Source organism: Streptomyces flaveus, from assembly GCF_014647675.1.
In the GTDB taxonomy this organism is placed as follows: Bacteria; Actinomycetota; Actinomycetes; order Streptomycetales; family Streptomycetaceae; genus Streptomyces; species Streptomyces flaveus.
Genome location: NZ_BMPQ01000043.1, coordinates 24752 through 38304, shown reverse-complemented (window position 1 = coordinate 38304; position 13553 = coordinate 24752). Strand labels below are relative to the sequence as shown.

Genomic DNA, 13553 nt, shown 5'->3' with positions numbered 1-13553 from the left:
GGCTCCGCGTCCTGGGGCTCCAAGTCCCCCGTGGGAACAGCGTCGTTGACCTCGTCGTCCGAGTTCTCAGCATCCTCGCCGGAACCCTCGGGAACGACATCAACACGGGGGAGACCGACAACGTCCGCGGACTCTTCCGCAACGTCGCCTTCGCTCTCCGCCTCGCCGGACCCCTCGGCCACACCCTCCGAGGACGCCCCCGCGTCGCCCCCCTCAACCTCTTCCTCTTCGTCTACGCCCTCGATGCCACCGTCATCCGATCCACTCCCGAACGACACCACCTCAGCGACATCCGAGTCGTCCACAACGTCCGAGCCGGTGCCAACGACATCCTCGACTTCGTCGGAACCATCAGAGCCATCGGAGGCACCGGAGCCGGCGGAGCCGCTCCCCTCCTCAAGCCCAGCGCTCTCCTCAACCGAATCGACGGAGTCACCGCCAGCCGACTCCTCGACAACCGCCGACTCCTCGACAGCCCCCGAACCGTCGTCGCCGCTCTCCCCGCCCTCGGCCTCCGCAGCCCGCTCCTGAAACTCCCTCTTAAGAGCGACAGCGGAGATCCGCATCGTGGCGCCACTCTCCAGATCCCCGTTCCCCGCGTCCTCCTCCTCGTCAGGAGTCTCGGCAACGGGTGCCGGAGGCACAGGCGCAACCCAAGGAGCCTGGAAACTGCCCCCTGCAGGCAGGTTGGGCAGAGCGGCAGGACTACCGGCGTCAGCGGCAGGCGCCGCCCCCTCAGCCGTACCCGCCCCCTCCGCGACCGGAGAAACGGGATAAGCGGGATAAGCAGGAGAAGCGGGCGAAGAGGGGGGAACCGGAGAAGAAGACGCCTCCTCCGAACTACCCGACGCATTCTGCGTATACCAGGCAGGCGGCGCGTAATCGATGGTGAACTCGCCCGTCGTCTCGACGGCGGACTCCGCGTCGGACTGGTCATCGCCGGGTGTGGCCCAGCCCCCGCGGATCCCGTCCCGATCGCTGTTCACAATTCCTCCTGGTGTGGTCGAGCACCGTCATGCCGTACTGGGGCGACCGTTCTTGTCGTCCGAGGCCGTCTGATCCGCCCGGCTCTCCCCCTGTGACGCGGCTGACCCGTCCACGGGTTCTCCTGCCGCACCCCGCCCAGCCTAATCACCACAACAACCCCCACGGCAGGCCCGCCCGCCCCTCGGCACCTACCCACTACGTCACACTCCGCCTCAGAAGTGACATACGCGATCGACGAAGTGGCGAACAACCGCGCAAAAGGCGAACAACGAACCGCCCGGGACCCGCGTTCAAACCGCCCGATTCCGTTCAAAGGTCCGCAAATCCAGACCCTCAGTCCATCCTTCGTGGCATACCCAACAATCCGGTCTCGGCGTCCGTCGGCTGTGTCATCACGTACTGCCGGTCGCGATCGCTGCACCACAGGGTGAGGCCGTCGGAGAGGCCGGGCAAGGCCTCCACCTCGGGCCGCGGCAGCGCCATCGTGCGGCCCAGCTCCGTCGCCTCGTCCGGCGAGATTCGCTGCACACCGACGAGCCGCGCCTGCCGCACGAGCCGCGGAGCCACCGGGCTGAGGTACGGCAGCAGGGTCAGCACCGACTGCCAGGGCCCGGAGACGACCCGGCCGCGTGGCGGTCGCATACCGCAGTCCCGCACCACCAGCACGGGCGTACCGGCCGAGGTGCCCTGCGGCGGCACCCGCCCGACGTCATACACGGCCAGACCGTTCTGCCCGCCGCCCATGGCATGCACCATCTGTATCCAGGCCTGCGGACGCCCCGTCTCCACGGCCACCCGCGCTCCCGTCGCCGCCGCCCTGAGCGCGAGGACCTGCACGGTCCACAGCCCACCGATGAGGACGATGTCGTACGGAGTCGGCCGATTGAGCCCCAACACCGCGGGCCGCCCCTCCGCGTCCACGCCGATGACGACACCGTCGTCGCCGATGGGGAGGGCGAGGGCGTCCAGTTGGTCGACGGACACGGAGTGCCGAGCGTGCCGCGGGCCGATCAACCCGAGGCCGCTGCGCAGCAGTTCGCGCGCCCGCTCGGGGACGGAGGGCTGTGGCTCGCCGCGACCGGTGGCCGCCTGTCCCACGCGTGGGGTCATCGCCGTCACCGGGCACCTCCGAGAGGCAGAGTGGCGAGCATGCCGGGGGCTTGTTCCCGGTCGAGGCGGGCGAGCCCCGTACCCGTGTGCCGGGCCGCTCCCTGCAACGCGCGTCGGGCGGCGACGAGTTCGTCGTCGCTGCGCCCGGTCACCCGCAGGTGTCCGGCCACGGAGACCTCCTGCCGCTCCCCGCGCGTGAGCGTGAGGCTGAAGGTGGTGGCGAGCGCGGGGACGGCCGTCACGAGAGCGAGGAGCTGCGGCATCGACGGCGCCCTCTCGCCGCCCAGCGTGGGCCACCGGCGGATCCAGTACGTGGTGTGTCTGCGGTTGTCGCAGCGCCAGCTCCGGCCCGACTCCTCGGTCCGCCGCTCCCGCGTCCCCGCCCGCCCGGCCTCCGCCGTCACCAGCGGGTTGGCGCAGGCCGAGGTGGCGATGGCGGAGGTCAGCTCCTCCTCGTCGAGGAGGGTCGCCCGGAACCTGGCCCCGGTCAGCCGGCTCGCGAGGTGATCGGCGGCACGCACGACGCACTTCTGCGCCCCGACGAGACCGCCCCCGCGCGCGGCCACGGCCTCCGGGCACAGCTCCGGGTCGAGCTTCAACGCGATCCACGTGATCCGCACGGCCGGCGCACCCGTCTGCTCCTGCAGGGGCGCGTAGTTGGCGACGGCCACGGACTGCTGGGGCAGATGAATCGCGGGCGCGGCCTGGGTGTGCAGCACGACCTGCGCCGACTCCAGCCGGATCCCGTCCACCTCCAGGGCGTCGTACACCAGGGAGATCGGCAGCGGCTGCCTGCTCCGCTCGGCCCGCAGCGCGGTGGCGTCGGCCTCCACCTGCAGGACCGCGGTGACGAACGTGCCGTCTCCGACGATTCCGACAGGCCGGCGGTCACGGCCGGCATACGTGTACGTCCGCAGACTCGGGTCGCACTCCACGGCCGGCGCGAGCCCCGGCTCCGTGCCCTCCGGTATCGGCGTACTCGCGGCCCGGCGCTGCCGCGCTTTCAACGCCCGCGCCGTGGCCAGCCATTCGGGCAGGGAGCGGCCGCGCCGACGGAAGAAGGAGAGCAGCACCAGGCAGACGGCGACGACAGCCGCAGGCACCAGAGCCACTGGGTCGATCACCCATCCGACAACCAGGATGGCGGCCGCGATCTCAAACAGGACGAAGCGTTGCAACTGAGATGTCCCGACCTGCCCCGAACGCACCCTGAAGTGAAGCGCGCCCGGCGAGGCCGGCCGCTGCGCCGGTGTCTGCCGGGGCTCCGAGGAGCCCCGTGTCCGCGATCGGTCACGAGACCGGACGCGCGTTCCGGATGCCATCACTCCATCCCCCGTTTTCCCTCACAACTCGCTGCAATTCCAGCACCGCACAAGGCCCTTGAGGGCCCGAGTACCCTACCCGCTCCACAAGTCCCCGCGGATACCAGGCATAGTAGGGGGCCGCTCTGACATCGAAGGCGGGGGACCAGGTCACCCCGGCGAGCGCGGCCCAAGTGAACACGGGGAGAGACAGGCACAGATGGCATCACGGCGCGACCAGCTCAATGCCTACACCTTCGCGAAGCGCCGCATGCTCGCGGCCTTCCTGCAGCCGTCGCCCGACGGCTCGGAGGAGGGGGCGCCCCGCCCGCTGCGCGCGATCGTTCCCGGCCTCATCGTGGGCGTGATCGTCATCGCCGTCTTCGGGGCGTGGGGCATGTTCAAGCCCACCGCGCCCAAGGGCTGGAACGACCCCAACGCCAAGGTGATCGTCGCCAGCGACTCGACCACGCGCTACGTCGTCCTGAAGACCGACGGGGAGGTTCAGCTGCACCCGGTCCTCAACATGGCGTCCGCCAAGCTGCTCCTCGACGAGGGCCAGGGCGATGTGGTGACCGTCGAGGAGTCCGTCCTCGACAACGGCAAGATCCCGCACGGCGTCACCATCGGCATCCCCTACGGGCCCGACCGCCTTCCCCCGGCGTCCGAAGCGGGCAGCGAGAAGCGCTGGGCGGTCTGCGAACGCCCCAGCGCGGGCGGCGAGATCCAGAAGGCGGCCCTGGTCCTCGCCTCCCGCGACATGAAGGCGACCGAGAGCAAGGGAGAGAAGCTGACGGGAGGTCAACTCCTCTACGTCACAGGCCCGGACGGGAACCGCTATGTAGTGGACGCGAGCGGACGGTCGTACCCCATCGGCAAGAGCGACGAACTGCTGCTGCGCGCCGTCGTCGGCTCCGGCCGGCAGCCGCAGAAGGTGTCCAAGGAGTGGCTGGAGACCCTGCACCGGGGTGACAGGATCTCCTTCCCCGAGATCACCGACCAGGTGGGCGCCGCGGCCGACGCCCCCGGTCAGCTGGACGAGACGACCAACAGGGTCGGCATGGTGCTCAAGGCGCCCGACAACAACACGGACCAGTACTACGTGGTGCTGCCCGGCCGGGTCGCCCCCGTCTCGGCCTTCGTCGCCCAGCTCCTGCTGTTCAGCAAGGACCTGGCCTCTCTAGGGCAGGCCGGTGAGGCCAAGGAGATGGGCCCCGGCGCGATCGTCCCGGGCGAGCCGTTCGGCACGGAGTACACCTGGCCGACCGAGGAACCCCAGCCCGTCAACGAGGCCTCCGGAGGGGCAGGCAGCCGCAGCACCGTCTGCAACGTCCTGCGCGACGTGAAGGCCGGCTCGGGCGCCACGACCCTGAGCACCTGGGCGGGCACGGACTTCCCGGCCAAGCTGCCCACCGGCTCCTCCAGCGCGTACGTCACGCCTGGTTCCGGCCAGCTCTACCGCCAGTTCCAGGGCGAGGAGACCAAGGCCGGCCCCGTCTTCCTCGTCACCGACACGGGCCTGCGCTACGTACTGCAGTCCAACGCCGACAGTGGCACGGACGACGCCGGCATCGGTACGACGGCCAAGGACCGCGAACAGGCCCAGCAGGAGGCCGAACAGGCCCAGACCCGACTGGGCTACAAGGAGGTGGCCCCCGCGCCGATCCCCGCCGCCTGGTCGGAGTTCCTGCCCACGGGCCCACGCCTGTCGACGACGGCGGCACGCCAGCCGCAGGGTTCCTGAGGGGGCGCGGACGTGCGACACATGCCCTCCACCCTCCGCATGACGACCGCGGTGGCCGCGGCCCTGCTCACGACCGCCCCCGTCGTCCTCGCGCCCCCCGCGGCGGCGGCCGACCTCCCGTACTCGGACCAGTGCCAGTTCCCCAACGGCAAGTACCCGGGCCGTCCCTGGTCCCTGCAGCGCGTCCTCCTCGACGAGCTGTGGAGCCAGTCCAAGGGCAAGGGCGTACGGGTGGCGGTGATCGACACCGGCGTCGACGTGACGAATCCCCAGCTGCGCGACGCGGTCGACGCGAAGAGCGGCCGTAACCTCCTGCCGAAGAACCTCAAGGACGACAACGGCAACGAGATCGAGCGGGGCAAGGAGAACGGCACCACGGACATCGTCGGCCACGGCACCAAGGTCGCCGGCATCATCGCGGCCCGCCCCGCCGCGGGCACCGGCTTCGTGGGCCTGGCCCCCGAGGCGAAGATCATCCCGATCCAGCAGAACGACGCGGAAGGCCACGGCGACGTCGACACCCTGGTGCAGGCGATCCGCTACGCCATCCAGGCCGGAGCCGGCGTCATCAACATCTCCCAGGACACGTCGAACGCGGTGAAGCCGACGTCCGAACTGGAACTGGCGATCAACGAGGCCCTGGCCCAGGACATCGTCGTCGTGGCCTCGGCGGGCAACGACGGCCTCGGCGGCAACGTCAAGGAGACGTACCCCGCGTCCTACAAGGGCGTCCTCGCGGTGGCCTCCTCGGACCGCAACAACGAACGCGCCTCCTTCTCCCAGGCCGGCGACTTCGTCGGCGTGGCGGCCCCCGGCGTCGACATGATCTCCACGGTCCCCGAGGGCGGCCACTGCTCCGACAACGGTACGAGCTTCTCGGCCCCGTACGTCGCCGGCGTCGCGGCGCTGATCAAGGCGAAGCACCCCGAGTGGACGGCCCAGCAGATCGTCGCGCAGATCGAGCAGACGGCGGAGCGCACGATCGCGGGCCACGACCGCCTGGTCGGCTGGGGAGTGGTGGACCCGGTCCGGGCCCTGACGGAGGACGAACAGCCCCTGGAGTCCCCCAACCCGCAGCAGGGCCTGGGCAATCCGGAAGCCCCCACCGCGGCCAAGTTCCAGGTCGGCGAAACCGCCGCGGAACGGAACGCTCGGCTTGCGACGTATGTGGCTGTGGGTGCGGTGGTTCTTGTGGCGGGTCTCGGTGGTGCGGCGGTGGCGATCCGGGATGCGCGGAGGCGGGGGCGACGGGTGGTAGGGGCGGAGTAGGAGGCCATCCGGACGCCGCCGCAGGACGCTCACGGTGTTTCGACGGTGCTCAAGTACGAACCGAACCTGGACCCACCGTTCGTCGTCCTGACGTCCATGCCCCAGTGGTGAGCGAGGAGACAGCGATGGCCGAACTCGACGAGCGTTCGTGGGCCGACGCGATCGACATGTATGAGCGTCGGGCGACCATTGCCAAGGTGACGAGCAGGGAGCACGAGAACTGGGTGCTCGACCTGTACACCCTGATGCACGGTGGCACCCGCGACGCCCGCGGTTGGCGCACGGTGGACGTGTGGGAGGGCGAACTCGAAAGGCTCGACGAACCGTCCTACCCCTTCGTCATGCCTCCGGAGGCCGTCGCGACGGCAGACGCCTGGAAGCCCTACCTGCATGAGATCCCGCGTTCTCAGACCGTACGGTTCCTCGTAGCCCTTTCCACTCCCTGGATCGATGTCACAAAGGAACCGGATTTCGAGGAACGCAGGGAGGCCCTTGAAGCGAAGGCCCGTGTCATCCTGTCGCGCTTCCCTGAAGGCGCGCACTTCTATGCGAACACCGGGCACTGCAGCGATACCCGCGACTACTACCAGCGGGTTTCTGGGTGGTACCCCTTTTCCGTGCGCACCTTCGACTTCGGCTTGGCACTCGTGTCGGAGACCGAGGTCGGGATGGTCTGGTCATTCCGCTGATGTGATGCGATCCGCCGTACTGCCCCGATCCTCCGCACTGCCCACCATGGAGATCCCCTCGCGCACCTGCACCGCCACCTATCCCGACCGCGAGACCGCACAGTGGGCGACCCAGCACGTGGTCACCCGCAAGGAACAGGTCGTCCACCGCTGGCTGGCCCAGTCCACTGGAGCCGTCGTGCAGCGGGACGAGAACATGAGCTCTGCTACTCACTCCCATCCAGGTATCCGCCCCCTTCTGACGCGGCCATCTGGCGACTTTGATCGACGTCATGTCCACACCCACGGCATCCTCGCGCCCGACAGCGTCCACCGTCGTCCTCCCCACCATGCTCGGCGTCCTCCTCGTCGCCCTGATCGCCTTCGGCGCATACGGCTACCAGAGCCTGGCGGGCGGCTCGGTACGGTCGGCCGCGGAGTACCGGGAGCGGGTTGCCGAGACACGGGCGGCAGGTGAGCGCGCGCTGAGCGACCTGGAACCGATCCCCGCTACGAGCGGAGGGTCCCTGGACGAGACGAGCAGCTCCTGCGTGGACGACTTCGGCTTCGACGACACCGGCGTCATCCGGGACGAGCCGACCTATGAGTGGACCCTGGAGTTCCCGAGCGCGGACGCCTATCACGCCGCCGTGGAGAAACTCCGCGCGACCTGGACTGACCGCGACCTGTCCGTGAAGCGCGTCCCGGCACCCGGCCCGGGTGAGTCCGGGGCCGGCCTGCGCGGCATCAGCACGACGGACGAGAACGGAATCGAGCTGTATCTCACCCCGGACTGGTATTCAGGCGAGCCCGTCCTCCGCGTGACCGGCGGCTGTATCCGGCACGAGTACAGCTACGAGGACCTCGGGCGCGCCGAGTGACCTTGTTGCTGGGTGAATCCCCTTCGGGTGAGCCTGATGCGACGTTGTCAACAGGGCGCTGGATTCAGGTCAGCTTGTCGAAGAGTCCCGTGGAGTCGGCCTACGGTGCGCACCGTGTGGTAGGGGACGCAGAGGCTCGCCCCATGTGCGGGAGTAACCCAGCGAGTTGCGGACTCGGCGGGCACCGCACGGGGAGCTACGACGGGCGCGCGTTGGCATCGCAAAGGTTGCGGTGCGCCAGGCGGCCAACTCCTTGGAGGGAAATCTGCCATGGGACGCGAGAGGGCCGAGTCGGGTCGCTGTGCCCAATATTCAGGCGTTTCACGGCAGTTCGGGGCGTGGCTGATTGACGCTGTCTCGACAACTTCGTAACTGATCTAACACAAAGCTCAGTTGGGCTCGATTTACACAATGACTACAGTGGTCGTCGAGCGAGTCGATCAGGTCATGGCCTGTGCGGCGCTCGTCGGCTTACGAACGGGGAACGGGGAGGGAAGGCATGCTGCCTGCGGAGGGCCTGAAGATCGGCCTGGAAGCGCTCGGAACCTTCAAGAAGCGTGTGGATACGGTGCTTTCCACCCTCGAGGGCTCGCCTGCCAGCCCTCAGAAGATCGCGGCGCACGCTCTCTCGGAGGCATCGTTCAGCGGTGCGGGCGGCTTCGCCGAGGCGAAGGGCCTCCACAGCCAGTACGAGCGCGTCCACGAACGCCTCACCACACTCTCCAAGCACCTGGGGCTTCAGATCGAGGCGATGCAGATCGCCGTCATGGGCGCGGACGGCAACTTCAGCAACCTCGAAGAGGAGCAGCGGCAGCGGTTCCACGAGATCGGGACCGAAATTCGCCGCCAGCAGAAAGAAGCGGCGCGGGAGAAGAGGGCTGAGGCGGAGGCTGCGAAGGATGGCCAGGCTGGGTCACAACGTTCTGATGACGACCAGGGAGGGGACGGGTACTAATGAGTGACCAGCAGGAGGACCAGGACCTGCACCAGGCGGAAAGGGAGCAAGCCGCTCGGCAGATCGGCGCCATCGACGTGATGAACGTCGTGTCCGGGGCGGGGTTCCTCCCTTTCGGAGGGAAATTCCCCCGCTTCTTCGGTAAGACGAACTTCGAGAGCCACGACCTGAACTCCATGATCGACATGGTCGAGTCCGCGAAACCGGAGGACTTGGAGACCGCGGCCACTGCTCTCTTGAACGCCCAGACCGCCATCGAGGACGCCGCTGGGGAGCTCGAGGGCCACATCAGCCGGGTCGACTGGGAGGGCGAGTCCGGGGAGGCCTTCCGTAAGTGGGGCGCCAAACTCGTCATCCACACCCGTAAACTCGCCGACTTCGCAGAGGCCGCCGGGACCCAGATGACGGCAGCGGCCACGGGCCTCGCCTCCGTACGCAGTGCCATGCCGCCCCGCGACACCCGGCAGGACCCCAAGACGGTCGCGGACATTCCGACGCCCAGTCGAGTTGAAGGCAACGAGGAGTACGCGGCGGCGGTCAAGGCCGAGAAGGACCGCCAAGAGGCGATCAACCAGATGAACCGGCTGTCGTCCTTCTACGAGGTCTCGGAGACGACGCTGGCGCAGCAGGAGCCTCCTGTTTTTGAGGCTATGCCGGATGTGGGGGTTCCTAAGCCGACCCCGGGCTACGGGATCCCGGTCGGGACAGGCGCTGAAGTGCAAGGTACCGGGGGGCTTGGTGCTGCTCGTGAGTCAGCGGTGGCGGGACAAGACTCGTCGAGTGCGCCGTCAGGCTACTCACGTTCGGGAGACACCACCCCGCCGCTCAAGGACGTGGACGGCTCGTCCATCTCCTCGAACGGGAACGTCGGTACGAAGATCGACAGCGTAGGCACTCCGCTGCCCCAGGAAGCCGCAAGGCCGACGACCAATTCGCCGCAGCCGGTTACCAGTTCAGGCGGCTTCAGTGGAGCGACACCTCCTCCGTTCGCGTCGGGACCGGTTGCTCCTGCCCGCGGCGGGCAGACCGGCCGCACTTCGGGGTTCGGTGGAACGACCGGAAACAGGCCCCCGGTCTCGGCGCAGGGTCGCGCAGGTACTCCTGGTGGCACTGTTGGCGGGCGTGGCGCTACGGGTCCGGTCTCGGCGCAGGGACGCGCAGGTACTCCTGGTGGCACTGTTGGCGGGCGTGGCGCTACGGGTCCGGTCTCGGCGCAGGGACGCACAGGCGCTCCCGGCGGCACCGCCGGGGGGAGCGGCGCTACGGGTCCGATGGGACGTGCCGCGGCTACAGGGCAGCCGGGGGTCCGCGCCGGTGGCACGGCGGCTGGCAACTCTCCCGTGGGCCGAGGCATTTCCGGCGGAACACCTCGCCCCGTAGGGGGAACGGCGAGCGGCCGTGCTGATGGCATGGGCCCGACGGGGGCGGCGCGAGGCAATGGTGTCGTCGGGGGAAGGCCGATCAGTGGTGCTGCTCCGGGATCAACCAGTTCCAGGGTTCCCCGAGGGACGGTCGTCGGCGCCGAGGGCAGTAATAGTTCCCGTTCACCTGCCGGCAAGATCGAGCAGCGAGGGGTCATCGGGGCGCCGCAGTCCGCCCCAGGCGCTCGTCCGGTGCAGGCCAGCCGCCCCGCCGCGGGCAACCCCGACGGGGTTGTTGGTACACCCAAGGGGCGAGTTCGGGAAGGCAGGAACGGCGGATCCGCCGGAGCCAGTGCTGGAATCCCACAAGGCCCGAGAGCGAGTCGGCGCAATACCAACCGCGAGGACCGCCAGGACCAACGTCAGCCCGAGAACCGGCGACGCAACGCGCCGCCGGCGACTGACTGAATCGGAGGCGGTGCCTACGCCGTGGCTCGTTCACGGCGCGGCGCGTGACGGCTCACGCGGGATTGAACGCGTCGCACACAAACGGTTCCGGCACAGGCCAACCACAACTGCGCACACGCGCGACGACCAGCGCATCACGATTCAGTGATGCGTGCAGAAATGAACCACAGCTCTCAGGAAAGGGAGTGCCGAAATGGCGGATCGCGTTCTTAATGAAAGCGATGTACAGAAGCTTCAGACCGAGGTCGTCGATCGATACGACCGCATCAGGGGATCGCTCGCGAAGTTGCAGGGCACGATCGACATGATCGAGAAGGCCTGGCGTGGACAGGGCGCCCAGGCGTTCAACATGAAGCAGACGGAAATCAACCAGCACATGGTCGCGATCGGCAAGATGCTCGACGACTTCCTCGAGGGCATCAACCTGAACAAGACCGACAAGCGCAACCTCGAAGACCAGATCGAGGCCGACCTCAGGCGTATCTCGGTAGAGGATCTCGGTGGAAAGACCTCGGCGCTCAACAGCTACTGAGGATCCATCAGCGGCATTGAGCCGCACCGTTGTCCGGGCTGCGCAGTCCGGCTGAAATCTTCACCAGAAGCGAGGGAAACATGTCCGGAGCCCACTACGACGAACTTGCCGTTACGTACGGCACCATGGACGCGCTTGCCACCGAGCTGGGCAATCAGGCCAAGGCGCTCGAGGAGGATCTCGAGGCCCTGAAGCAGGCCGTGCTCAATGTGGCCTCGGGCTGGGGCGGCGAGGCGTACCAGGAGTTCCAGAAGAAGTCCAAGGAATGGGACACGCACGCGCGCGGCATCCACCAGGCCCTGGTCAACATCTCGCAGCGGGTCAACACGGCCGGCGGTGACTACCGGGGCGGCGACCTGAAGGGCGCGAGCTACTTCCAATAGGAGCGCGCGGTTTGCGGAAACAGGGTGGGCATGCACGGGAGGTGCCCACCCTGTGCTGTGCCGCGCCTTTCGGAAAGCCCGCGCCACACGTCCGTGGTGTGTGTCCCGGACGAAGCGTTGACTGCTCCGGCTTATGCCAGGGAGCCCCTCCAGCACGCCGGGATCACCACTGCCAAGTCTGCTTCCTCAGACCGGAGTCCCCCGACCGTAACCCGGTTGTCCGTAGCCACTTCGATCCTCTCGGCCTGAAGAGCGAACACCGGTGGTACGGAACGCGTTCGCTCGAGCAGCGCATCGCCGAGACGGAGCGCTTGCTTCTCTACAGGGAGCTCCGTACCGAATCCTCCTCCAGAGTTGAATGAAAAGGATCATGCACCGAAGCCTTCGAACCTGCGCTGTGTCCGCCGCCTGCCTGTTGGCCATCGCCGGCCCGTCCCCCCTCGCCACGGCAGCGGACAAGGCACCCAGACAGTGGTACCTCGACTCCATGGATGCCGAAGGCATGTGGAAGGTCAGCACGGGCAAGGGGATCAAGGTCGCCGTCATCAGCACCGGCGTAAACCCTGATACGCCCTCACTGCGGGGACAGGTCCTCACTGGAGTGGACGCTTCGGTGAAGTCTGGGAACGTCAAGGGCAGCGTGACGGACACCACCGACACCACCGGTGCGGGGACCACAGCCGCCGAGCTCATCGCCGGAACGGGCCGCGGCGGCGGGCTGCAGGGACTCGCCCCCGGCGCCAAGATCATCCCGATCCGCGTGCCACCCGTCGCACACGACGATGCCCCCGACATCCGCTACCCGCTGCTCACCGCCGTGAAGGCGGCCGCCGACAGCGGAGCGCAGATCATCTACTCCTCCATCAACAGCCAGTACGCCCTCGAGGGGCTGTTCGGGGACAGCGGAGCATATAAGTACGCGCTCAAGAAGGGGGCGCTCCTGATCGCTGGCACCGGCGATGTCGCGAAGCTGGGCAACAAGCCGCAGTACCCCGCCGCGGACCTTGATGTGATGGGCGTGGCGGCCGCCGACCAGTCCGGGAAGGTCGCCCCCACGTCCCAGCACGGTGAGGATGTCGACATGGCTGCTCCAGGGGTCGACATACCCCGGTGGTGCGACGCGACTTTCCAGCGGTACTGCAAGGACGGAGGCGGCACGGCCGCAGCTGCTGCGCTGGTGTCGGCCTCGGCTGCCCTGGTGTGGTCCAAGCACCCCACGTGGACCGCCCCACAGGTATGGCGCGTCTTGCAGGAGACAGCTGGCCGGGACTGGCCCGTGGATTCCCCCAGCAACTACCTGGGATACGGGTTGGTTCGTCCTAGGCAGAACGTCGTGCACGGCAACGGCCAGCCGGGGAGCGCGAAGCCGGACTACGACGAATACTGGTACGTAGAGCCGGTCACCGGGGCATCGTCAACCCCGTCGCCGACCCCGACCGGTCAAGACGCCGAACCCGCCCGCGGATCTACACCCTCTACCGCCTCTCACGAGTCAGCCGCCTCCGAAGGAGATGACGGCCTGCCGACGTCCGGCTTGATTGCTGGCGCGGTCGCCCTCACCTTGCTGATCGGAGGCGTGGTCTGGGGCTGGACACGGCGCCGTGCGAGCTGACCCGGGTCCACGGTCGAGTCGGCGACAGGCGCGACGCGGACCGGGTGGCTTGCCTCGCCCCACAAGTCCGGCGAGGGTACCCGTCGGGCTCTCTGTCGGACCGGACCTGCTTCCTCTGTGCATCGACGTCGGCGACGACACAGCGAAGCTGCTGTATTCATTCCGGCGAAGAGTCAGGAGTGTCGGAGAGTCAGGAGTGACGGAAGGCGGTGGCGGGTAAGGCGGCCGGCGTGGGATCCGCTCAGCGCAGAACAGCGGGGTGGGCACGCACGGGAGGTGCCC

Annotated in this window: 10 protein-coding genes and 2 pseudogenes; 9 read left to right on the top strand and 3 right to left on the bottom strand. The window is 68.3% G+C overall.

Going from position 1 to position 13553, the window contains the following annotated elements; all coding sequences use genetic code 11:
- Positions 1-905: 905 nt before the first annotated feature.
- The 3 genes and pseudogenes from IEZ21_RS49190 to eccE form a co-directional block, all read right to left on the bottom strand.
- Positions 906-986, bottom strand: a pseudogene (locus IEZ21_RS49190) (SCO5717 family growth-regulating ATPase); the annotation flags it as partial.
- A 334-nt stretch (positions 987-1320) separates the two neighbouring features.
- Complete coding sequence (locus tag IEZ21_RS42570; protein ID WP_189327182.1) at positions 1321-2097, bottom strand: hypothetical protein; 777 nt, start codon at positions 2095-2097, stop codon at positions 1321-1323.
- Between the two features lie 5 nt (positions 2098-2102).
- Positions 2103-3419, bottom strand: a complete 1317-nt coding sequence (gene eccE, locus IEZ21_RS42565; RefSeq protein ID WP_189327181.1) for a type VII secretion protein EccE — start codon at positions 3417-3419, stop codon at positions 2103-2105.
- 199 nt (positions 3420-3618) lie between these two features.
- Between eccE and eccB the strand changes: the two genes are divergently transcribed.
- From eccB to IEZ21_RS42525, 9 genes and pseudogenes are all read left to right on the top strand, one after another.
- Entirely contained in the window at positions 3619-5142 is a 1524-nt protein-coding gene (gene eccB / locus IEZ21_RS42560; RefSeq protein ID WP_189327180.1) for a type VII secretion protein EccB, read from the top strand.
- A 21-nt stretch (positions 5143-5163) separates the two neighbouring features.
- The gene (gene mycP, locus IEZ21_RS42555; RefSeq protein WP_189327179.1) at positions 5164-6411 is read left to right on the top strand and encodes a type VII secretion-associated serine protease mycosin; all 1248 of its coding nucleotides are present in this window, start codon (positions 5164-5166) and stop codon (positions 6409-6411) included.
- A 125-nt stretch (positions 6412-6536) separates the two neighbouring features.
- On the top strand, positions 6537-7100 hold the full coding sequence (locus IEZ21_RS42550; RefSeq protein ID WP_189327178.1) for a hypothetical protein: 564 nt from the start codon (positions 6537-6539) through the stop codon (positions 7098-7100).
- A gap of 46 nt (positions 7101-7146) precedes the next feature.
- Positions 7147-7269, top strand: a pseudogene (locus tag IEZ21_RS49185) (RNase A-like domain-containing protein); the annotation flags it as partial.
- Between the two features lie 103 nt (positions 7270-7372).
- A complete protein-coding gene (locus tag IEZ21_RS42545) occupies positions 7373-7960 on the top strand; it encodes a hypothetical protein (RefSeq protein ID WP_189327177.1) in 588 nt (195 codons plus the stop codon).
- Between the two features lie 499 nt (positions 7961-8459).
- Positions 8460-8915, top strand: coding sequence for a DUF2563 family protein (locus IEZ21_RS42540; RefSeq protein ID WP_051745206.1), 456 nt, complete (start codon positions 8460-8462; stop codon positions 8913-8915).
- Between the two features lie 2022 nt (positions 8916-10937).
- Positions 10938-11276: a WXG100 family type VII secretion target gene (locus IEZ21_RS42535; RefSeq protein WP_189327176.1), complete on the top strand. Its 339-nt coding sequence runs from the start codon at positions 10938-10940 to the stop codon at positions 11274-11276.
- An 80-nt stretch (positions 11277-11356) separates the two neighbouring features.
- Positions 11357-11659, top strand: a complete 303-nt coding sequence (locus tag IEZ21_RS42530; RefSeq protein WP_189327175.1) for a WXG100 family type VII secretion target — start codon at positions 11357-11359, stop codon at positions 11657-11659.
- Positions 11660-12029: 370 nt separating this feature from the next.
- Positions 12030-13271: a S8 family serine peptidase gene (locus IEZ21_RS42525; protein WP_246568769.1), complete on the top strand. Its 1242-nt coding sequence runs from the start codon at positions 12030-12032 to the stop codon at positions 13269-13271.
- Positions 13272-13553: the final 282 nt, after the last annotated feature.

What these genes read in the sequence shown, in the direction of transcription:
- IEZ21_RS42540 (WP_051745206.1), top strand. Translation starts at nt 8,460, where the DNA reads ATGCTGCCTGCGGAGGGCCTGAAGATCGGCCTGGAAGCGCTCGGAACC.
- IEZ21_RS42525 (WP_246568769.1), top strand. Translation starts at nt 12,030, where the DNA reads ATGCACCGAAGCCTTCGAACCTGCGCTGTGTCCGCCGCCTGCCTGTTG.
- IEZ21_RS42570 (WP_189327182.1), bottom strand. Translation starts at nt 2,097, where the DNA reads ATGACCCCACGCGTGGGACAGGCGGCCACCGGTCGCGGCGAGCCACAG.
- IEZ21_RS42535 (WP_189327176.1), top strand. Translation starts at nt 10,938, where the DNA reads ATGGCGGATCGCGTTCTTAATGAAAGCGATGTACAGAAGCTTCAGACC.
- IEZ21_RS42530 (WP_189327175.1), top strand. Translation starts at nt 11,357, where the DNA reads ATGTCCGGAGCCCACTACGACGAACTTGCCGTTACGTACGGCACCATG.
- mycP (WP_189327179.1), top strand. Translation starts at nt 5,164, where the DNA reads ATGCCCTCCACCCTCCGCATGACGACCGCGGTGGCCGCGGCCCTGCTC.
- eccB (WP_189327180.1), top strand. Translation starts at nt 3,619, where the DNA reads ATGGCATCACGGCGCGACCAGCTCAATGCCTACACCTTCGCGAAGCGC.
- IEZ21_RS42550 (WP_189327178.1), top strand. Translation starts at nt 6,537, where the DNA reads ATGGCCGAACTCGACGAGCGTTCGTGGGCCGACGCGATCGACATGTAT.
- eccE (WP_189327181.1), bottom strand. Translation starts at nt 3,419, where the DNA reads ATGGCATCCGGAACGCGCGTCCGGTCTCGTGACCGATCGCGGACACGG.
- IEZ21_RS42545 (WP_189327177.1), top strand. Translation starts at nt 7,373, where the DNA reads ATGTCCACACCCACGGCATCCTCGCGCCCGACAGCGTCCACCGTCGTC.